20 protein-coding genes are annotated in these 19,019 nt (G+C 64.4%); 11 read left to right on the top strand and 9 right to left on the bottom strand.

Annotation, left to right across the window (positions count from 1 at the left end):
* Positions 1-288 precede the first annotated feature (288 nt).
* The 4 genes from rpoD to AX702_RS04880 form a co-directional block, all read right to left on the bottom strand.
* Positions 289-2,313: an RNA polymerase sigma factor RpoD gene (gene rpoD / locus AX702_RS04895; RefSeq protein WP_066776847.1), complete on the bottom strand. Its 2,025-nt coding sequence runs from the start codon at positions 2,311-2,313 to the stop codon at positions 289-291.
* The gene (gene dnaG / locus AX702_RS04890; RefSeq protein WP_066776844.1) at positions 2,313-4,208 is read right to left on the bottom strand and encodes a DNA primase; all 1,896 of its coding nucleotides are present in this window, start codon (positions 4,206-4,208) and stop codon (positions 2,313-2,315) included. Before dnaG ends, rpoD begins: the two co-directional genes overlap by 1 nt.
* A complete protein-coding gene (locus tag AX702_RS04885) occupies positions 4,199-4,591 on the bottom strand; it encodes a GIY-YIG nuclease family protein (protein ID WP_082745984.1) in 393 nt (130 codons plus the stop codon). Before AX702_RS04885 ends, dnaG begins: the two co-directional genes overlap by 10 nt.
* A gap of 173 nt (positions 4,592-4,764) precedes the next feature.
* Entirely contained in the window at positions 4,765-5,217 is a 453-nt protein-coding gene (locus AX702_RS04880; RefSeq protein WP_066777093.1) for a GatB/YqeY domain-containing protein, read from the bottom strand.
* A 96-nt stretch (positions 5,218-5,313) separates the two neighbouring features.
* On the opposite strand from AX702_RS04880, the gene carA reads away from it, so the two are divergent.
* The 4 genes from carA (at position 5,314) to greA (ending at position 10,770) form a co-directional block, all read left to right on the top strand.
* Positions 5,314-6,570, top strand: a complete 1,257-nt coding sequence (carA, locus tag AX702_RS04875; RefSeq protein WP_066776841.1) for a glutamine-hydrolyzing carbamoyl-phosphate synthase small subunit — start codon at positions 5,314-5,316, stop codon at positions 6,568-6,570.
* Entirely contained in the window at positions 6,567-6,866 is a 300-nt protein-coding gene (locus tag AX702_RS04870; RefSeq protein ID WP_066776840.1) for a hypothetical protein, read from the top strand. Before carA ends, AX702_RS04870 begins: the two co-directional genes overlap by 4 nt.
* A gap of 16 nt (positions 6,867-6,882) precedes the next feature.
* Positions 6,883-10,212 (top strand): carbamoyl-phosphate synthase large subunit, encoded by a 3,330-nt coding sequence (gene carB / locus AX702_RS04865; RefSeq protein ID WP_066776836.1) that lies wholly within the window; start codon positions 6,883-6,885, stop codon positions 10,210-10,212.
* A gap of 81 nt (positions 10,213-10,293) precedes the next feature.
* Positions 10,294-10,770, top strand: coding sequence for a transcription elongation factor GreA (gene greA / locus AX702_RS04860; protein WP_066776833.1), 477 nt, complete (start codon positions 10,294-10,296; stop codon positions 10,768-10,770).
* A 147-nt stretch (positions 10,771-10,917) separates the two neighbouring features.
* Here the strand turns inward: greA and AX702_RS04855 are convergent, their stop codons facing one another.
* The 5 genes from AX702_RS04855 to AX702_RS04835 are packed head-to-tail and all read right to left on the bottom strand — an operon-like array spanning position 10,918 to position 12,970.
* Positions 10,918-11,148 (bottom strand): DUF4170 domain-containing protein, encoded by a 231-nt coding sequence (locus AX702_RS04855; RefSeq protein ID WP_066776830.1) that lies wholly within the window; start codon positions 11,146-11,148, stop codon positions 10,918-10,920.
* 40 nt (positions 11,149-11,188) lie between these two features.
* Entirely contained in the window at positions 11,189-11,671 is a 483-nt protein-coding gene (locus AX702_RS04850) for a DUF883 family protein (protein ID WP_066776827.1), read from the bottom strand.
* Complete coding sequence (locus AX702_RS04845) at positions 11,668-12,033, bottom strand: hypothetical protein (protein ID WP_066776822.1); 366 nt, start codon at positions 12,031-12,033, stop codon at positions 11,668-11,670. The genes AX702_RS04850 and AX702_RS04845 overlap by 4 nt, the downstream gene beginning before the upstream one ends.
* Complete coding sequence (locus AX702_RS04840; protein ID WP_066776821.1) at positions 12,030-12,371, bottom strand: phage holin family protein; 342 nt, start codon at positions 12,369-12,371, stop codon at positions 12,030-12,032. The genes AX702_RS04845 and AX702_RS04840 overlap by 4 nt, the downstream gene beginning before the upstream one ends.
* A gap of 5 nt (positions 12,372-12,376) precedes the next feature.
* Positions 12,377-12,970, bottom strand: coding sequence for a hypothetical protein (locus AX702_RS04835; RefSeq protein WP_231731724.1), 594 nt, complete (start codon positions 12,968-12,970; stop codon positions 12,377-12,379).
* Positions 12,971-13,103: 133 nt separating this feature from the next.
* Between AX702_RS04835 and eno the strand changes: the two genes are divergently transcribed.
* The 7 genes from eno (at position 13,104) to rpsL (ending at position 18,985) form a co-directional block, all read left to right on the top strand.
* Complete coding sequence (gene eno / locus AX702_RS04830; RefSeq protein ID WP_066776819.1) at positions 13,104-14,384, top strand: phosphopyruvate hydratase; 1,281 nt, start codon at positions 13,104-13,106, stop codon at positions 14,382-14,384.
* 41 nt (positions 14,385-14,425) lie between these two features.
* Positions 14,426-14,743: a septum formation initiator family protein gene (locus AX702_RS04825; RefSeq protein ID WP_066776816.1), complete on the top strand. Its 318-nt coding sequence runs from the start codon at positions 14,426-14,428 to the stop codon at positions 14,741-14,743.
* 388 nt (positions 14,744-15,131) lie between these two features.
* Entirely contained in the window at positions 15,132-15,602 is a 471-nt protein-coding gene (locus tag AX702_RS04820; RefSeq protein ID WP_177179055.1) for an MAPEG family protein, read from the top strand.
* 5 nt (positions 15,603-15,607) lie between these two features.
* Entirely contained in the window at positions 15,608-16,849 is a 1,242-nt protein-coding gene (locus AX702_RS04815) for a Xaa-Pro dipeptidase (protein ID WP_082745986.1), read from the top strand.
* A gap of 46 nt (positions 16,850-16,895) precedes the next feature.
* Entirely contained in the window at positions 16,896-17,246 is a 351-nt protein-coding gene (locus tag AX702_RS04810) for a DUF3140 domain-containing protein (RefSeq protein WP_066777087.1), read from the top strand.
* Positions 17,247-17,303: 57 nt separating this feature from the next.
* Positions 17,304-18,299 (top strand): alpha/beta fold hydrolase, encoded by a 996-nt coding sequence (locus tag AX702_RS04805; protein WP_066776808.1) that lies wholly within the window; start codon positions 17,304-17,306, stop codon positions 18,297-18,299.
* Between the two features lie 314 nt (positions 18,300-18,613).
* Complete coding sequence (rpsL, locus tag AX702_RS04800) at positions 18,614-18,985, top strand: 30S ribosomal protein S12 (protein WP_029936467.1); 372 nt, start codon at positions 18,614-18,616, stop codon at positions 18,983-18,985.
* The last annotated feature ends 34 nt before the right edge of the window (positions 18,986-19,019 follow it).

Here is a 19,019-nt window from a genome sequence, read left to right as displayed (position 1 = left end):
CTCCTTGCCAGTGAACGCGCCGACCCGCTCTCGTCCCCCGCCGGTCCGCCGCTTTCACTGCCACCGAAAGCGTCCTTTGGACGGTTCGGTCCGGTTCGAGTGGAGATGGTCCCCTCCGCTGAACCGGTGTGCACGTGGCGCGGCGGCGAGCTCCCACTCCAGCCGTCGCGCCACAAGCCAACGGCTTGTGACGGCGCCACTCCTGGTCATCCGCTGACGGCGCCGGTGACGAAAAAAAGGCGGGAAGATTGCTCTTCCCGCCCTATCGAAACGCTTTCAGAGGCAGACTTACTGATCGAGGAAGCTGCGCATCTTCCGACTGCGGCTCGGGTGCTTCAGCTTGCGCAGCGCCTTTGCCTCAATTTGGCGGATACGCTCGCGCGTGACCGAGAACTGCTGGCCTACTTCCTCCAGCGTGTGATCGGTGTTCATGCCGATGCCGAAACGCATGCGCAGCACGCGCTCTTCACGCGGAGTGAGCGACGCCAGCACGCGCGTAACCGTCTCCTTGAGGTTCGCCTGGATCGCGGCATCCACCGGGATGACGGCATTCTTGTCCTCAATGAAGTCACCCAGGTGCGAATCCTCCTCGTCGCCAATTGGCGTTTCGAGAGAGATCGGCTCCTTGGCGATCTTCATCACCTTGCGCACCTTCTCCAGCGGCATGGAGAGGCGCTCCGCCATTTCCTCGGGCGTGGGCTCGCGGCCCTGCTCGTGCAGGAACTGGCGGCTGGTGCGGACCAGTTTGTTGATCGTCTCGATCATGTGCACCGGGATACGGATGGTGCGCGCCTGATCGGCGATCGAGCGCGTGATCGCCTGGCGGATCCACCACGTCGCATAGGTCGAGAACTTGTAGCCGCGGCGATACTCAAACTTATCCACCGCCTTCATCAGGCCAATGTTGCCCTCCTGGATGAGGTCCAGGAACTGCAGGCCGCGGTTGGTGTACTTCTTGGCGATGGAGATCACGAGGCGCAGGTTGGCCTCGACCATTTCCTTCTTGGCGATGCGCGCCTCGCGCTCGCCCTTCTGAACCATGTTGACGATGCGACGGAACTCGCCAAGCGCCATGCCGGTCTGCTGCGATATCTCGGCGATCTCAGTCCGGATGCGCTCCACCGTGCCCGCCTCGTTGGTGGCAAAGGCGGTCCACTTCTTGTCGAGCCCGTTGACCGTGGCGAGGAACGTATCGTCCAGCTCATGGCCCATGTAGCGATCAAGGAAATCTTTGCGGCTGACCTTGTGGCGCTCCGCCAAACGCAGCATCTGCCCGCCCAGAGCGGTGAGGCGACGGTTGTAGCTGTAGAGCTGATCGACGAGATATTCGATCTTCGCGTTGTGGAACTGAACGCTTTCGACTTCCGCAGTCAGTTCCTCGCGCAGCTTCTGATACTTGCGCTCGTCGGCCGTGGTCAGCTCGGTGCCGCCGCCCATGGCGTCGAGCCGGCCCTGCTGCATCTTGGAGAACTTCTTGTAGATCGACGTGATGTTGGCGAACTTCTCAAGCGCCATTGGCTTGAGCGTTTCCTCCATCTGCGCGAGGCTGAGGGTGTTGTCCTCTTCCTCATCGTCCGACGGCCGCGGCGCGCGGCGCTCGGTCATGTCGTCGTCATCGTCCGATGACGCTTCCTCGGGCTCGTCTTCTTCCTTGAAGCTGGCGCCGGCGGTCTTTTCGCTGATCTCGCCGTTATCGTCTTCCTCGGCGCCCTCGACCTGCTCGGCCGACGGCCCCTTGGAAAGCATCGCATCGAGATCGAGGATCTCGCGCAGCTGCATCGTGCCTTCGTTGAGCTGGGTGGACCAGTCGATGATCGCGTTGAAGGTGATCGGCGATTCGCACAGCCCCATGATCATCGTGTCGCGGCCGGCCTCGATCCGCTTGGCGATGGCGATCTCGCCCTCGCGCGACAGCAGCTCCACCGCGCCCATCTCGCGCAGGTACATGCGCACCGGATCGTCGGTGCGGTCGACCGTTTCCTTCTTCTTTTCAGGAACCGGCGCATTGTCCGGCTCGCCGTCGACGGCTTCGACCTCGTCCTCGGCCTGCTCCTGTTCCTCGCCGTCCTCGCCCTGTTCCTCGTTCTCGACGATGTTCACGCCCATTTCGTTGAGCGCGGACATGATGTCCTCGAGCTGGTCGCTCGACATCTGATCCTGCGGCAAAGCGGCGTTCAGCTGTTCGTAGGTGATGTACCCGCGCTTCTTCGCACGGGCGATCATCTTCTTGATGTCCGCGTCATTGAGGTCGATCAGCGGGGCATCGGCCACTTCTGCGCCTTCATCTGCACCGCTACCGTTAACCTTCGCCATCAATCGTCCTCGGAATCAAAAGCGCGGGCGTCTTCGTTCGACTGAACGAGATTTGCAAGCCGAAGCTCCAGCGCCTGTTTCTCTCTCAACAACGCCACCTGCCGTTCAAACGCCTCGTCAGTGAAGCGCGCCTGCATGGCGGACGTTGCATCAGCCAGTGCCGCATCCACCTCAGGCTGGGCGACAAGGATCGCGATCGCTTCGTCAAGGTCTTCCCTGGCGCGCGTCACATCCCCCGTCGGCTGCGTGAAGGAATAGGGCATTCTATCTGCTCTCAGCAGGTCGCGAGCGACCGCCTCGAAGCCACTGTCGGCCAATATGGTGACAAGGCGGCTGCTATCAAGCTCCCGATCCTCCAAGGCGACATCGACCACAGCTTCGAACAGCCGGCCAAGTGCGCCGTCCGCCATCCGAAGCGATCCCAGCACCTCCATATGGCGGGCAATCTCCACCGGGTGGCGGATCAGCCCGGCCAGAACGGCCTTGGCGAGAACACGATCAATGTTGCCGGCAGCATGGAGCGCCTTGGCATCTTCGGTGACGGGGGCGGGAGGCGGCGTCCATTTCTGCCCCGGGCGGCGCGGCACGAACGGCTGGCGCGGCTCGAAGGAGCGGCCGCGCTCGAAAGGACGGCGCTGATTGCTGAATTGCTCGTCATATCGGCGGCGAAATTCGGCGTGATATTCCGATCGCACCACGGGATCGCCGATCGTCTTGGCAAGCTCACCCATGCGCGCGCGAAAGCCGGCGCGCTGCTCGGGCGTGGTGAGCGGTTCGGCGGCGAGCTCGTGCGCCCACAGGCGATCGACCAGCGGCGACGCCTCCCGGACCAGCGCCTCGAGGGCGCCCGCGCCCTTCGCGCGGATCAGGTCGTCCGGATCCTGCCCGTCGGGTAAGGTCACGAATTGCAGGCTGCGGCCGGGCGCGAGCAACGGCAGGGCCCGGTGAGCCGCCCGCATCGCCGCCTTCTGTCCGGCATTGTCGCCGTCCAGGCAAAGGGTCGGCACGTCGGCGATCCGCCACAGTCGTTCAAGCTGATGCTCGGTCAGCGCGGTGCCGAGCGGCGCGACCACTTCGCCGATCCCCGCCTGTGCCAGGGCGATCGCATCCATATACCCCTCGACCACGAACACCCGGTCGGCCTTGCGCGCGGCAGGCAGGGCGCGATCGAGGTTGTAGAGCGTCCGTCCCTTGTCGAAGAGCGGGGTGTCGGGGGAGTTCAGATATTTCGGCTCCCCATCGCCGATGATCCGCCCGCCGAAGGCGATCACACGCCCTCGCGCATCGCGGATCGGGATCATCAGGCGGCCGCGAAAGCGATCATACGGCTCCTTGCCTTCGACACTGATGAGCAGCCCGGCCTCGATCAGCATGGCATCGCCGAACTGCTTGAGCGCGGTGCGCAGCTTGCCGCGGGCATCGGGCGCGAAGCCGAAGCCGAAATTGCGTTTCGTCGCGTCGGAAATACCGCGCCGCTCCAGCAGGTCGCGCGCGGGCGCGCCTTCGAGGCCGTCGAGCTGCTGGCGAAACCAATCGGCCGCCGCCGCCATCACATCATGCAGCGACTGCGCCCGCTCCGCCCGCTCGGCGGCGCGCCTGTCCTGCGCGGGCATCTCCATGCCAGCGGCCTGCGCCAGTTCCTTCACCGCATCAATGAAAGGCAGACCGCGCTGATCGGTCATCCAGCGGATCGCGTCGCCATGCGCCGAGCAGCCGAAGCAATGGTAGAAGCCCTTGTCGTCGTTGACGTAGAACGACGGGGTCTTCTCGTTATGAAACGGGCAGCAGCCCTTATACTCGCGCCCGGCCTTGGTGAGCTTGGTAGTCTTGCCGATCAGCGTGCTGAGCGACGTGCGCGCGCGGAGCTCGTCGAGGAAGGCGGGGGTCAGGGACATGGTTGTTCGGTCTGCTTGGCACGTCCTTCGACAAGCTCAGGACGAACGGGCGAGGGGGCTGCCAAATCTAATTCCGTTCGTCCTGAGCCTGTCGAAGGACGTGCCCCATACCCCACAGCCAGTTGCGACACCCGTTCCCAATCTCCGGCGATGAGCGCTTCCTTCTTCGCCCGAGACCATCCGTTGATGCGGCGCTCGGCCTCAAGCGCCTCAAGCCGCGAGGGAAAATCCTGACACCACACCAGCGAAACGGGCTCGCGTCGCGCCGTATAGTCGCTGCCACGCCCGATCAGATGCTGGCCGATGCGGTGCTCCAAGGCATCCGTATGCCCAGCATGGAAGCTGCCGTCCGAACAGCGGAGCAGATAGGCCCAGAACGGCATCCCACCTGTCTGCCAGATAGTATTGGACCGGTCGAGAGGGCGGCGCGTGGAACACGCCCTTCGACAAGCTCAGGGCGAACGGGAGAGGGGCGTACGACAAGAAGGTGGAACGCCGCAAGAAACCCGTTCGTGCTGAGCCTGTCGAAGCACGTCTCCTGGACGCTAACCCGCCCTCAAGCCAACGCTGCCTTCACCAACCCGCTTGCCTTGGACATATCCAGGACGTTTCCGTGTCGCGCTTTCAGCTCGGCCATCACCCGGCCCATGTCCTTCATTCCCGAAGCGCCGATTTCCGCCTTAATCGCCTCGATCGCCGCCGACGTTTCCGCCTCGTCCATTTGCTTGGGCAGGAAGCGGTCGATCACCGCGACCTCGGCTTCTTCCGCCGCCGCCAGTTCCTCGCGGCCGCCGCTGCGGAACATCTGAATCGATTCGATCCGCTGCTTCTTCATTTTCTGGAGCACCTCCACGACCAGCGAATCGTCGTCGGGCGCCTGGGTGGCGGTGCGGGCCTCGATGTCGCGATTCTTGATCGCGGCCTGGATCAGGCCGATCGCGGCGCGGGTTTCCTTATCGCCGGCCTTCATGGCGGCGATCTGGGCTTGCTTGATATCGTCTCGAATCATGGTGCGCCCGCCCATATCAGATTGACGTGGCCGAGGGTGGGGTTTAGCGCGCCGCTCTTAACGTACATCGCCGCTTACCCAGGAGTGCCCGCCCCCATGGCCGACGCCAAGCCCTCGCACGCGCCTCAACCCGATGGCGCCACCGGCGTCCTCGTTCTCGCATCGGGCGACGTATTGTGGGGCCATGGCTTTGGCGCTGAGGGTCAGGCCGTCGGCGAGGTGTGCTTTCACACCGCCATGACCGGCTATCAGGAGATCATGACCGATCCGAGCTTCGCCGGTCAGATCATCACCTTCACCTTTCCGCATATCGGCAACGTCGGCGCAAATTCCGATGATGTGGAAGCGGACGAGCCGCACGCTCTGGGCATGATCGTGCGCGAGGATCCGACCGCGCCGTCAAACTTTCGCGCGGCGGAGAACCTGTCCGGCTGGATGAAGCGTCACGCGCGCATTGGCTTGGCCGGAATCGACACGCGCGCGCTGACGCGGCGGATCCGCAGTGGCGGCGCCCCCAACGGCGTGATCGCGCACTCGGCGGAGGGCAAGTTTGACCTGGACCTGCTGCTGGCGATGGCGCGCGAATGGCCGGGGTTGGAGGGCATGGACCTCGCCAAGGCAGTGACCCGCGAGACGCATGGTACGTGGGGTGAGGATCGCAGCGGCGGCATCTGGCGGCTGGGGTTCGGTTATGAAATCCGTCCTTCGACAAGCTCAGGACAAACGGAGGAGAAGGGTGATCCTCTTAACTGCGTTCGTGCTGAGCCTGTCGAAGCACGTGCCCCGGAACATCGCCCCCATGTCGTCGCGATCGATTACGGTAGCAAGCACAACATCTTCCGCAATCTGGTGCAGGCCGGGGCAAAGGTGTCCGTGGTACCGGCCGAGACCGATTACGACGCGATCATGGCGCTGAACCCCGACGGCATCTTCCTGTCGAACGGTCCGGGCGATCCTGCTGCGACCGGTGAATATGCCGTGCCGGTGATCCAGAAGCTGCTCGATACCGGGAAGCCCATGTTCGGCATCTGCCTCGGCCACCAGCTGCTCGGCCTCGCGGTTGGCGCGCGCACGACCAAGATGTTCCAGGGCCATCGCGGTGCGAATCATCCCGTCAAGCGCCTCGCCGACGGCGCGGTCGAGATCACCAGCATGAACCACGGTTTTGCGGTCGAGCGCGACAGCCTGCCGGCCAATGCGCGTGAGACGCACGTCTCGCTGTTCGACGGCAGCAACGCCGGATTGGAGCTGACCGACAAGCCCGCGTTCAGCGTGCAATACCATCCCGAGGCAAGCCCAGGGCCGCAGGACAGCTTTTATCTGTTCGAGCGGTTTGTCGGATCGCTGCGGTGATCAGGCCGGGCCGGCTTGCCGCCCCAGTGCTGATCCTCGCCTTCGCTGGCTGTTCGCAGGCGGCTCCGGCGAACCAGCACCAGTTGCAAGCGCGGCTTTCGTCGATCCCCAACACCTGCGGGGTAGACGGAGCGCGGCTGAGAGCGACCTCCGCCTCTGACGTGACAATGGAATTGCCGGGCGACATGCCAGTGGCGGCTGCCGAACGTGCCGCCGCTTGCATCGCCGCCGAAGTGAAGAAGATTTCGGGAGCCAGCCTGACGCCGATCGGCGCCGGGGCAGGGGCGGCCGAGTAGGACCAAGAGAGACATAATGCCCAAGCGCACCGACATCTCCTCCATCCTCGTCATTGGCGCGGGTCCGATCGTGATCGGCCAGGCGTGCGAGTTCGATTATTCGGGCACGCAGGCGATCAAGGCGCTGAAGGAAGAGGGCTATCGCATCGTCCTGGTCAATTCGAATCCGGCAACGATCATGACCGATCCCGAGCTCGCCGACGCCACCTATGTGGAGCCGATCACGCCGGAGATCGTGGCAAAGATCATCGAAAAGGAGCGGCCCGACGCCGTCCTCCCGACGATGGGTGGCCAGACCGCGCTGAACACCGCACTGGCGCTGTTCCGCGACGGTACGCTGGAGAAGTTCGGCGTTACCATGATCGGCGCCGATGCGGAGGCGATCGACAAGGCCGAGGATCGGCAGAAGTTCCGCGATGCGATGGACAAGATCGGGCTGGAAAGCGCCCGTTCGGTAGTCGCGCATACCGAGGCGGAGGCGCTCGCCGGGCTCGAGGTCACCGGGCTGCCGGCGATCATTCGTCCGTCGTTCACTTTGGGCGGCACCGGCGGCGGCGTCGCGTATAACCGCGAGGAATTCCTGGAGATCGTGCGCAAGGGGCTGGATGCCTCGCCGACCACCGAGGTGCTGATCGAGGAGTCGCTGCTCGGCTGGAAGGAATATGAAATGGAGGTGGTCCGCGACCGGGCGGACAATTGCATCATCATCTGCTCGATCGAGAATGTCGATCCGATGGGCGTCCATACGGGCGATTCGATCACCGTCGCGCCGGCGCTGACGCTGACCGACAAGGAATATCAGATCATGCGCAACGCCAGCATCGCGGTGCTGCGCGAGATCGGCGTGGAGACGGGCGGGTCGAACGTCCAGTTCGCGGTGAATCCGAAGGACGGCCGGCTGATCGTGATCGAGATGAACCCGCGCGTGTCGCGGTCCTCGGCGCTCGCCTCCAAGGCGACCGGCTTCCCGATCGCCAAGGTCGCAGCGAAGCTGGCGGTGGGCTATACGCTCGACGAGATCGAGAATGACATCACGGGGGCGACCCCGGCGTCGTTCGAGCCGACGATCGATTATGTCGTCACCAAGATTCCGCGTTTTGCCTTTGAGAAGTTCAAGGGTGCGGAAGCCGTGCTGTCGACCGCGATGAAAAGCGTCGGGGAAGTGATGGCGATCGGGCGCAATATCCACGAATCGATGCAGAAGGCGCTGCGCGGTCTGGAGACGGGCCTCAGCGGCTTCGACCGTGTCGAGCGGCTGGTTGGTGCGCCGCGAGCCGAGATCGAGGCGGCGCTTGCCGTGGCCTCGCCCGACCGCCTGCTGGTGGCCGCCCAGGCGCTGCGGGAGGGCTTCACCGTCGCCGAGGTGCACGCGATCGCCAAATACGATCCTTGGTTCCTGGAGCGGATCGAAGAGATCGTGCGGGCGGAGGAAGAGGTTTGCCGCAACGGCCTGCCGATCGATCCGGCCGGCATGCGCCGCCTGAAGGCGATGGGCTTTTCCGACAAACGCCTGGCCTGGCTTGCACTTCAGTCCGCCAACCTCCGGGGCATGCGCCGCGGTATCGCGCAAGGGTCCGGCCTCATCCACGAGGCGGTGAAGGCCATGACGGGCGGCGTGACTGAGCAGGAGGTGCGCGAGCATCGCCACAAGCTCGGCGTGCGCCCCGTCTTCAAGCGCATCGACACCTGCGCGGCGGAATTCGACGCCAAGACGCCGTACATGTACTCGACCTATGAGGCGCCGACCTTCGGCGAGCCGGAAAACGAGGCGCTGCCGTCCGAACGGCGCAAGATCGCGATCCTGGGCGGCGGGCCGAACCGGATCGGGCAGGGGATCGAATTCGACTATTGCTGCTGCCACGCCTGTTTCGCGCTGGCGGATGCAGGCTTCGAGACGATCATGGTCAATTGCAATCCGGAGACGGTTAGCACCGACTATGACACGTCGGATCGGCTCTATTTCGAGCCGCTGACGGCCGAAGACGTTCTGGAAATCCTGCATGTCGAACAGTCGAAGGGCGAGCTGGTCGGCGTGATCGTGCAGTTCGGCGGGCAGACGCCGCTCAATCTGGCACGCGCGATCGAGGCGGCGGGGATCCCGATCCTTGGCACGTCGCCCTCCGCGATCGACCTGGCGGAAGATCGCGAGCAGTTCGCTGCGCTGGTCGACAGGCTTCGCCTGCTCCAGCCCAAGAACGGCATCGCCCGCAGCCGCGAGGAAGCGCTGACCGTGGCCGAGCGCGTCGGCTATCCGGTGCTGATGCGGCCCAGCTTCGTGCTGGGTGGGCGCGCGATGGAGATCGTCGACGGGCCGCAGCAGCTGGAGGATTATATCCAGACCGCGGTTCAGGTGTCGGGCGACGCGCCGGTGCTGATCGACCAGTATCTGCGCGATGCCATCGAGGTGGACGTGGACGCAATCTGCGACGGCGACGATGTCGTGGTGGCTGGCGTGCTGCAGCATATCGAGGAAGCCGGCGTGCACTCGGGCGACAGCGCCTGTTCGATCCCGCCCTATTCGCTGCCGGCCGAGATCATTGCCGAGATCGAGCGTCAGGCAGAGGCGCTGGCGCGTGGCCTTGGCGTGCGCGGCCTGATGAACATCCAGTTCGCGGTGAAGGACGGCAAGGTTTACCTCATCGAGGTGAACCCGCGCGCCAGCCGAACGGTGCCGTTCGTCGCCAAGGCAATCGGCGCGCCCATCGCCAAGATCGCCGCGCGCGTAATGGCCGGCGAGAAGCTGAAGGATCTGCCGCGGATCGACCGTCACATCGACTATGTCGCGGTGAAGGAGGCGGTGTTCCCGTTCAACCGCTTCCCCGGGATCGATCCGGTGCTCTCGCCGGAAATGAAGTCCACCGGCGAAGTGATGGGGATCGATCGCGATTTCACGACCGCCTTTGCCAAGTCACAGCTGGCCGCCGGCAACGTGCTGCCGACCAGCGGCGCCATGTTCGTCAGCGTGAAGGACGGCGACAAGGCGGCAATCGTCCCGGCGATCCGTGAGCTGGTCGATGCCGGCTTCACCATCGTCGCGACCGGCGGCACCGCCGATCACCTGCAGCGCGCAGGGCTGCCGGTGGAACTGGTGAACAAGGTCGCGCAGGGTCGGCCGCACATCGTTGACCGGATCAAGGACGGCGATATCGGCTTGATCTTCAACACGACGGAAGGGTGGCAGAGCCTGAAGGACTCCCAGCCGATCCGTGCATCTGCGGTAAACCAGAAGATCCCCTACTTCACGACCGCGCAGGCCAGCCTGCAGGCGGCCAAGGCAATTGGATCTGCCACGCGAAACCTTGAAGTACGGCCGCTTCAATCCTATTATTCGCAACCGCACAATTGACCCCCGACAATTTACGATGACGTGCGAAGCGACCCGGAAGGGTCGCTCGGGGTTCAAGGTTTGGACGAAGGATAAGGCGCGATGGCGACCGTCGAGAAGATGCCGATGCTGCAGGAAGGCTATGAGAAGCTGAATGCAGAACTGAAACGGCTGAAGATCGAACGGCCTCAGATCGTAGATGCGATCGAGGAAGCACGTGCCCATGGCGATTTGTCCGAGAACGCCGAATATCATGCCGCCAAGGAGCGGCAGGGCCAGATTGAGGCGACCATCGCCGATATCGAGGACAAGCTGTCGCGTGCGCAAATCATTGATCCGCGCGACCTGTCGGGTGACAAGGTGGTATTCGGCGCGACCGTCACGCTGCTCGATGAGGACGACAAGCCAATCAAGTATCAGATCGTCGGTCAGACCGAGGCGGATGCCAAGTCCGGGCGGATCAGCTACAACTCTCCCATGGGGCGCGCGCTGATCGGGCGTAGCGTCGATGACGAGGTGGAAGTGTCGGTGCCGGCCGGCGACCGCTATTACGTCGTCTCAAAGATCGAGTTCATCTGAGGCCGCGGTCCGCCGCAGCGATCATCGCGCGTCGGAGAGGCGGCAGGTTTCTTCAGAATGTGCATCCCGGCCCTGGGCCGGGATGTTAGGTGTGAGCCGTAGGGCGCGTTGTTCGCCGCGAGGCGAACGGCGCCTTCTGAGCCGAACTTACTGAGCAGCGGGCTTCAGGAGGTCCGGTTCGAGCAGGCGGTGCAGGTGCACCACCACATACTTCATTTCCGCGTCATCGACGGTGCGCTGCGCGGCAGCGCGCCAAGCCTTTTCAGCCGACGCGAAATCTGGAAACACACCCACGATGTCGATCGATTTCAGATCGGCGAAATCAAGGGTGCGCGGGTCGGAAACCCGACCGCCGAAGACGAGGTGAAGCTTGCTCATGGCGGCTCCCTTACTGTCTAGGCGCCCGGGTTTGAACCCTTCAATGCGCCGTTTTGATATGCTCGCGTCCGGCCTCTGCTGCCGCACTACCGGCATGCGACGCTGCCGTAGCAACGCCCTGGAGCAGCGACTTTGCCTTCTCCTGCGCGCCGTCCTTGGTCAGGCCAAGCCCTTCGAGCTCGCCCTTTCCGGCTTCCTTGGCGGCCGCAAACGCCGCAACCGCAGCCATGCCGACCTTCTTGCCGACGGGCGCTAGCAGCTGCTTTTCGCGCTCGCTGCGGGGCAGCAGTGCACCGACCAGGGCACCGAGTGCGAGACCGCCTGCCAGGACGCCTAGGGGGTTGCTTTCCACGAAGTCACCCGCCTGGTGGGCGGCGTCACGCACTGCCTCGCGCGAGTGATCGGCGGTCTCTCCGGCGCGCGCGACGGCGTTCTCATAAGCGTGAGTCGCGCGGTCGCGCAGCGTTTCCTGCTGGTCATTGCCGCCGTTCGTGCCGGCTGTCTTGTTATGAGCGTCGGTCATCTGTTGTTCCTCTCGGCCATCTGCGGCCAGTCACCGGGGATTGAACGCGCTAGCTGCGCGGCGGTTTCGGCCTGTTTCGGCCGCTTTCGGCCGAGCGCTGCCGCAATCTGTCGACGGGTGAGCCAGGCGATCACCAGCGCGGCACCCCAGACCATGTGATCCGGATGGGCTCGGGCGCGCTGAACACCGGCGCGCAGCACCTTCTCCCCGCTTTCCTGAAGGTTTTCGACGGCGTCGCGCGCTACAACGCGCGGGCTGAGGCGCGCTTGCAAGGTAGCGAGGCTGTCTGTCAGTCGCTCGCGCGCGGCGGCCGCCCGCTGCTCTGCCAGGGCGACGGTTGCCGCCTGCGGATCGCTGCTCAAGACGTCACCTTCCGCGCCAGTTGCGCCTTGCCCAGCAGGCCGAGCACGCCCGCAATGCCGATTACGCCCAGCACCACTGCCAACGTGGCCCATCCCGGACCAATCAGGGTGGCCAGTGACATGATGAGGCCCACCAACAGCGCGATGAGCCCGGCAAATGCCAGCACGCCGGCCGCGCCGAAATATACCGCAGCCCATTTGTAGCGCGTAACGGCAAAGCCGGCGCGTGCCTTGACCAACGCGACCTCAGCCTGCGCCGCCTCCTTCGCGTCGCCAGCGAGCTGCGATACAAGCTGGCTGATACCCGTGTCCTGTGCGCCGGCTCTTTCCAGCAACATCAGGTTTATGCCTTGTCGCGATGGTCGAGCCCGGAAGAGACAAGGCGGGCCGCCACAAAGCCCACCGCTGCCGCGACGCCGAGCGCCGCCGCCGGGCTCTTGCGCACGAGATCACGGGCGTCGTCCAGCAGCTCCTCAACGCTGCGGTCGTTCAGCGAGGACGAAAAGCCCTGCACCTGCTCGGCAGCGCTGCGGGCATATTGCCCATATTGCTCGCCCAGCTTTTCATCGACCTGACCGGCGGCATCGTGGAGCATCGACACCAGCTGGTCGAGCGCGCCCGTCGCCTTGGTCTTGCCCTGATCGGCATAGGTGCGCGCGCGATCGCCGGCTTCGCTCTTCAGCTTGACGATGCCGTCGCTGAGCGCCTGGCGAGCGGACGTTGATCCACCGTCGTTGGTGGTGCCGCCCGTCTGGCCGCTGCTCCCGCCGCCGGCGCTCGTGCTGGCGGTCGAAGGGTTTGCCAGTGGATCGCCGGCGTCGCTGTCCTTGCCCTTCAGCGGGTCACTCGGTTGGAGCGCGTCCGTCGCAGCAAACGGATCGGCGACCACGGGCGCGACGTCCTTGTCGGTCATTGGCTTGGGGGTGTCGTCGGCCATCGAAGAATCCTTCCTTGATCGATCGGGAAAACCCCGCTGTGCGCATCGGGGTTCCATCCCGAATTGCCGCAGCGCTCCGGGCTCGTTATCGGGCATGGCGAACCCGACTTCGCCATCGTAGAAGGATCATTACGTGACCGCAATCATCGACCTGCAGGGCCGTCAGATCATCGACAGCCGCGGTAATCCCACGGTGGAAGTCGACGTGTTCCTGGAAGACGGCAGCTTCGGTCGGGCAGCCGTGCCGTCGGGCGCATCGACCGGCGCACACGAAGCGGTCGAGAAGCGTGATGGCGACAAGAGCCGCTGGCTCGGCAAGGGCGTGGACAATGCGGTCGAGGCGGTGAACGGTGAGATTGCCGACACCATCCGCGGGCTTGAGGCCGAGGACCAGATCGAGATCGACGCTGCGCTGATCGAGCTGGACGGCACCGAGAACAAGGGGCGGCTGGGCGCCAATGCGATCCTGGGCGTCAGCCTGGCGGTGGCGAAGGCGGCGGCGGACGCGCGTGGCCTGCCGCTCTATCGCTACGTCGGCGGGGTCGGCGCGCATGTCCTGCCGGTGCCGATGATGAATATCATCAATGGCGGCGAACATGCTGACAATCCGATCGACTTCCAGGAATTCATGATCATGCCGGTGGGTGCGGACAGCATCCTTGAGGCGGTTCGCTGCGGTTCGGAAATCTTTCACACGCTCAAGAAGGGCCTGCACGAAAAGGGCCTGGCGACGGCTGTGGGCGACGAGGGTGGCTTTGCGCCGAACCTGGCCAGCACCACCGACGCGCTCGACTTCATCATGCAGTCGATCGAAAAGGCTGGTTACACCCCGGGTGAGGACGTCATGCTGGCGCTTGATTGCGCCGCAACCGAGTTCTTCAAGGACGGCAAGTACGTCATCTCCGGCGAGAACCTCACGCTCGAACCGGGCGCCATGGCCGATTATCTTGCCGACCTGGTCGCGCGCTATCCGATCCTCTCAATCGAGGACGGCATGGCGGAAGACGATTTCGAGGGCTGGAAGGCGCTGACCGATGCAGTGGGCGGCAAGGTCCAGCTGGTCGGCGACGATCTGTTCGTGACCAACCCGGCGCGCCTGCGGGACGGCATCTCGCGTGGGCTCGCCAATTCGCTACTGGTGAAGGTCAATCAGATCGGCACCTTGTCCGAAACGCTTGAGGCGATCCGGGTGGCCGAGCGCGCCGGCTATACCGCCGTAATGAGCCATCGTTCGGGCGAGACCGAGGATGCGACGATCGCCGATCTCGCGGTGGCCACGAATTGCGGGCAGATCAAGACGGGCAGCCTCGCGCGGTCGGACCGGCTCGCGAAATACAACCAGCTCATCCGCATCGAGGAGGAGCTGGGAACGGTTGCTGCCTATGCTGGCCGGGATGTGCTGCGCACGCGCTAAAATCCCTTGAATTCACGGGGGCTTTCGGCGAGAATCTAAGAGTGAACCGCCGCAAGCCCTCATCCTTTCCCGCCGTCCTCAAGCGGGCCGCATGGCCGGCGGCGGCGTTGTTGGTAATGGCGTTCTTCGGCGGCTATGCGGTGCTTGGCGCGAACGGCCTGCTGGCGTTCGGGGATTACAAGCGCCAGGTGGCGAAGCGTGAGCTCTATTATGCGGCGCTCGACCATAAGCGCGAGAAGCTGCGCAACCGCGTCGCCCTGCTCGATCCGCGCCATGCCAATCCAGACATGGTCGATGAACTGGTGCGCCGCGAACTGAACGTCGCGCACCCTGACGAGGTGATCGTCCCGCTTAAGTAAGCGTGGCAGCGTCGTGCCGGTGGTGGGCCGGAACGCGAAGTTCTGTGGGCGCTAGCTTCAACAAGTCGCACGACATCGCCAAGCCACGATCGTCATGCCGGGCCCGTCCTGGCACCCAGCCGTCCGCACATCAGATTATGGGTGTTCGCCGAACGCTGGATGCCGGCACAAGGCCGGCATGAGGGGGCCGGCATGACGGGGCCGGCATGCCGGGAGGTGAGGGCAGGGTCTCACACGACCTCCGGGCTGGGCGGTACCTTGGATCCCGGCGCAAGGACGGAACGGCGTGGCGTTTGGCGCGGCCGCCCGCACGACCCTGATCGACGGCACGAGCCTCTTCCCCGCGCCCCCAATCCGCGCCATGCTTCAGCACCAAAGGGGGCGAAATATGGCGATACTCGACATTCTCTGGCCGACATTTGCATTGGTGGCGCTGGTCTTCGCCGTATGGTTCACGCTCTTCTTCCAGCGCATGAGCCATATGCGTCGCAACCCGCCGCGGGCTGACGATTTCGTGAACGGCGAGGCGGCGCTGCGCTACTTCCGGCCGGTCGAGATGCCGGCGAACAATCTGGCCAATCTGTTCGAGATGCCGGTGCTCTATTTTGCGCTGGTTCCGCTGCTGATCCTTACCGCGCAGGCCAACTACATTCAGGTGACGCTTGCATGGCTGTTCGTTCTTGCACGGGTTATCCACAGCTTTATCCACATCGGGCCGAAGAAGGTGCAATGGCGCTTCTTCGCCTATCTGGTTTCCACCGCGTTGCTGATGGCGATGTGGATCGGGTTCTTCGTTGATATCGTCCGCGCCGCGAGTGAGTATCACCGCGTCATGGACGCCATGGGGGGTGTTCTTTGAAGTCGATGCTGCTTGCCGCCGCTGCTGTCATGGCGGCCGTTCCTGCTGCCGCCGAGACGGTGGTCGTGACCGCCGCCCGGATGCTTGATGTCGAGAAGGGGGCCATCGTCCAGCGACCGACGATCACCGTCACTGATGGGCGCATCACCGCCATCGGTGGCACGCCGCCGGCGGATGCCAAGCGGCTCGACCTCGGCGACGTGACGCTTGTCCCCGGCCTTATCGACATGCACGTCCATCTCGACAGCACGCCGCTATACGGTGGCTATACGGGGCTGCAGTTCACCGACAATTTCTGGGCAGTGCAGGGCGTGGGCAATGCGGCGGCGATGCTGCGCGCCGGCTTCACCACCGTGCGCAACGTCGGCTCGGAGAATTTCAACGACGTCGCCTACAAGCAGGCAATCGAGGAGGGGCTGATGATCGGCCCGCGCATCGTGCCCGCGGCGCATGCCCTGTCGGCGACAGGTGGGCATTGCGACAGCACGTTCTTTCCGCCCAGCTTCAACCAGCGCGGCAAGGCGGTCGGCGACACGCCCGATGAGCTGCGCACCCACGTTCGTCAGCAGCGCAAATATGGCGCCGCGGTGATCAAGGTCTGCGCAACCGGCGGTGTGTTCAGCCACAATACCGAGCCTGGCCAGCAGCAGCTGTCCGAGGGCGAATTGCGCGCGATCGCGGACGAGGCGCATCAATGGGGGCTGAAGACCGCCGCGCATGCGCATGGCGCCGCTGGGATCAAGGCCGCGATCCGCGCCGGCATCGACACGATCGAGCACGCCAGCCTGATCGACGACGAAGGCATCCGCCTTGCCAAGGAGCGCGGCGCCTATCTGTCGATGGACATCTACAACACCGAATATACCCAGGCCGAAGGCGCGAAGAATGGCGTGCTGGAGGACAATCTTCGCAAGGATCGCGAAGTGGCGCAGATCCAGCGCGACAATTTCCGCAAGGCAAATGCGGCCGGCGTGAAGATGGTGTTCGGCACCGACGCTGGCGTCATGCCGCACAAGGATGCCGGCAAGCAGTTCCGCGTCATGGTCCAATATGGCATGACGCCGCTCCAGGCGATCCGCGCTGCCACCGTCACCGCTGCCGAGGCGCTCGGCCGCAGCAGAGACGTCGGTGCGATTGCGATCGGCCGATACGGCGACATGGTGGCGGTGGCCGGCGATCCCCTCGCCGACGTGACCGTGCTGGAGCGCCCGGTTGCCGTGATCAAGGGCGGCGCGCGGGTCGACTGAACCCGGAGCTGTCCTCGTCGGTTCATCGGCGTGAAGGAGCATGCCGATGGCCGACAATGATCGCGAGCAGATCTACAAGGATTTCAACGAGGCGGTGAACATGCCGCCGGCCGAGATCGAGAAATTTCTCGACACGGCGGAGTCCAAGCGCGTCGGCTGGAAGGGCGAGGACGGGCAGGGCGAGGGTGAAAGCGTCGGCCACGCCTCTGGCCGCAGGATCGTCGCGATCAAGCGCACCAAGAAGGCCGATCTGACCGACGATGATTATGCGCACATGAAGAAGGTGGTGGGCTATGTTCGCCGCCACATGGCGCAGGGTGGCCCGGAAGAGGACAAGGAGCATAGCAACTGGCGCTATTCGCTCATGAATTGGGGCCACGACCCGCTCAAGCCATAGCACCAGCCGCAAAACGTGGTTAACGGGCGTAAAGCTTGAGCAAAGGGGCGCGGAACGATGCGGGCATGGCAGGTGATCGGTGCATTGGCGGGCGCGGCGATGCTGATGGGCGCGACCCCTCCCGAACCCGATTTCGGTCCCAATCTCGAGCGCTTCACCTATCCCTGGCCGGTGCAGACGATGACCGTTGACGTGGCGGGCCAGCCCGCGACCATGGCGTTCATGGATCTGGCGGCGCAGCGACCCAACGGACGCACCGTCGTGCTGCTGCATGGCAAGAACTTCTGCGGCGCCACCTGGGGCTCGACGGCGCGCGCGCTGACCGGCGCGGGCTATCGCGTGATCATCCCCGACCAGATCGGCTTCTGCAAATCCTCCAAGCCGCGCGCGGCGCAATACAGCTTCGCCATGCTGGCAACGCACACCAAGCGCCTGCTCGCCTCACGCGGTGTTGCCAGGGCGACGGTGGTCGGCCACTCGATGGGCGGCATGCTGGCGATGCGCTATGCCATCATGTTCCCGGAAGCGGTGGATCGCCTGGTGCTGGTCAACCCCCTGGGGCTGGTCGACCGGTCTGAAGAGGGCGTGCCCTACACCGATGTGGATACGCTCTGGGCGGGCGAGAAGAAGACCAGCTACGCCTCGATCAAGGCGTATCAGCAGAAGAACTATTATCACGACACCTGGAAGGCGCCGTACGATCGCTGGGTGTGGATGCTCGCGGGCATGTATGCGGGGCAGGGGCGAGACACGGTGGCGCTTGCCCAAGCGAAGACCAGCGAAATGATCCGCACCCAGCCGGTCGCGCACGAGCTTTATCGCATCAAGCCGGCAACGACGGTGATCGTCGGCACACTGGACAAGACGGCGTTCGGCCGTGCCCAGGCGCCGGCCTCGCTGCAACAGTTCCTGAAAGCGATCCCGCTGGTCGCGCCCGATGCCGTGCGCAAGATGCCCAAGGGCACGCTGATTCGCCTGGAGGGCCTTGGCCATTCGCCGCAGGTGGAGGATGCCGCCCGGTTCGAGACGACGCTGCTGACGACGATCGGCTGAGCGCTGAACCCTTCCGTTTGTGATGAGCGCCGTCAAGGCATGGGCAGCAAGCGCTCCTGGGTGTGGCATGTCGCTCAGCGTTGATCGGGCCGAACGAGAGTGGGAGGTGCCCCGTCCTCACCATTGACCCTCCGCGACTCCCCGCGTATAGGCGCCCCCGTTCGCGTCGGGTCCGCCCGTCCGGGCAAGCTTGAACATTGCTGGATGCTTAGAGGACCCGGGAGGCTGACATGCGGCCGCCCCAAGGTCCTTTTCGTATTCCAAGTGCTGTCAGGGCTCCAGCAAAGTAACCTAGACGAAAGGTGAAGGCTTCAATGCCGACGATCAACCAGCTGGTCCGCAAGGGCCGCGAACCGCAGAAGGCCAAGAGCAAGGTCCCTGCGATGGAGCAGAACCCGCAGAAGCGCGGCGTCTGCACCCGTGTCTATACGACGACCCCGAAGAAGCCGAACTCGGCACTCCGCAAGGTGGCCAAGGTTCGCCTGACCAACCAGCGCGAAGTCATCAGCTACATCCCGGGTGAAGGCCACAACCTGCAGGAGCACTCGGTGGTGCTGATCCGCGGCGGCCGTGTGCGCGACCTTCCGGGCGTGCGCTACCACGTGCTGCGCGGCGTGCTCGACACGCAGGGCGTCAAGGACCGTCGCCAGTCCCGTTCCAAGTACGGCGCGAAGCGTCCGAAGTAAGCCGGTCGGCTTTTTACGTTCGACCAATACGGCT

The organism is Sphingomonas sp. CCH5-D11, assembly GCF_001557395.1.
In the GTDB taxonomy this organism is placed as follows: domain Bacteria; phylum Pseudomonadota; class Alphaproteobacteria; order Sphingomonadales; family Sphingomonadaceae; genus Sphingomonas.
This window is presented reverse-complemented; position numbering and strand designations above follow the sequence as displayed.

Bases quoted from the DNA above. Each gene is read 5' to 3' on its own strand.
- rpoD (WP_066776847.1), bottom strand. From the start codon at position 2,313: ATGGCGAAGGTTAACGGTAGCGGTGCAGATGAAGGCGCAGAAGTGGCC.
- dnaG (WP_066776844.1), bottom strand. From the start codon at position 4,208: ATGTCCCTGACCCCCGCCTTCCTCGACGAGCTCCGCGCGCGCACGTCG.
- AX702_RS04885 (WP_082745984.1), bottom strand. From the start codon at position 4,591: ATGCCGTTCTGGGCCTATCTGCTCCGCTGTTCGGACGGCAGCTTCCAT.
- AX702_RS04880 (WP_066777093.1), bottom strand. From the start codon at position 5,217: ATGATTCGAGACGATATCAAGCAAGCCCAGATCGCCGCCATGAAGGCC.
- carA (WP_066776841.1), top strand. From the start codon at position 5,314: ATGGCCGACGCCAAGCCCTCGCACGCGCCTCAACCCGATGGCGCCACC.
- carB (WP_066776836.1), top strand. From the start codon at position 6,883: ATGCCCAAGCGCACCGACATCTCCTCCATCCTCGTCATTGGCGCGGGT.
- greA (WP_066776833.1), top strand. From the start codon at position 10,294: ATGGCGACCGTCGAGAAGATGCCGATGCTGCAGGAAGGCTATGAGAAG.
- AX702_RS04855 (WP_066776830.1), bottom strand. From the start codon at position 11,148: ATGAGCAAGCTTCACCTCGTCTTCGGCGGTCGGGTTTCCGACCCGCGC.
- AX702_RS04850 (WP_066776827.1), bottom strand. From the start codon at position 11,671: ATGACCGACGCTCATAACAAGACAGCCGGCACGAACGGCGGCAATGAC.
- AX702_RS04840 (WP_066776821.1), bottom strand. From the start codon at position 12,371: ATGTTGCTGGAAAGAGCCGGCGCACAGGACACGGGTATCAGCCAGCTT.
- AX702_RS04835 (WP_231731724.1), bottom strand. From the start codon at position 12,970: ATGGCCGACGACACCCCCAAGCCAATGACCGACAAGGACGTCGCGCCC.
- AX702_RS04820 (WP_177179055.1), top strand. From the start codon at position 15,132: ATGGCGATACTCGACATTCTCTGGCCGACATTTGCATTGGTGGCGCTG.
- AX702_RS04815 (WP_082745986.1), top strand. From the start codon at position 15,608: ATGCTGCTTGCCGCCGCTGCTGTCATGGCGGCCGTTCCTGCTGCCGCC.
- AX702_RS04810 (WP_066777087.1), top strand. From the start codon at position 16,896: ATGGCCGACAATGATCGCGAGCAGATCTACAAGGATTTCAACGAGGCG.
- AX702_RS04805 (WP_066776808.1), top strand. From the start codon at position 17,304: ATGCGGGCATGGCAGGTGATCGGTGCATTGGCGGGCGCGGCGATGCTG.
- rpsL (WP_029936467.1), top strand. From the start codon at position 18,614: ATGCCGACGATCAACCAGCTGGTCCGCAAGGGCCGCGAACCGCAGAAG.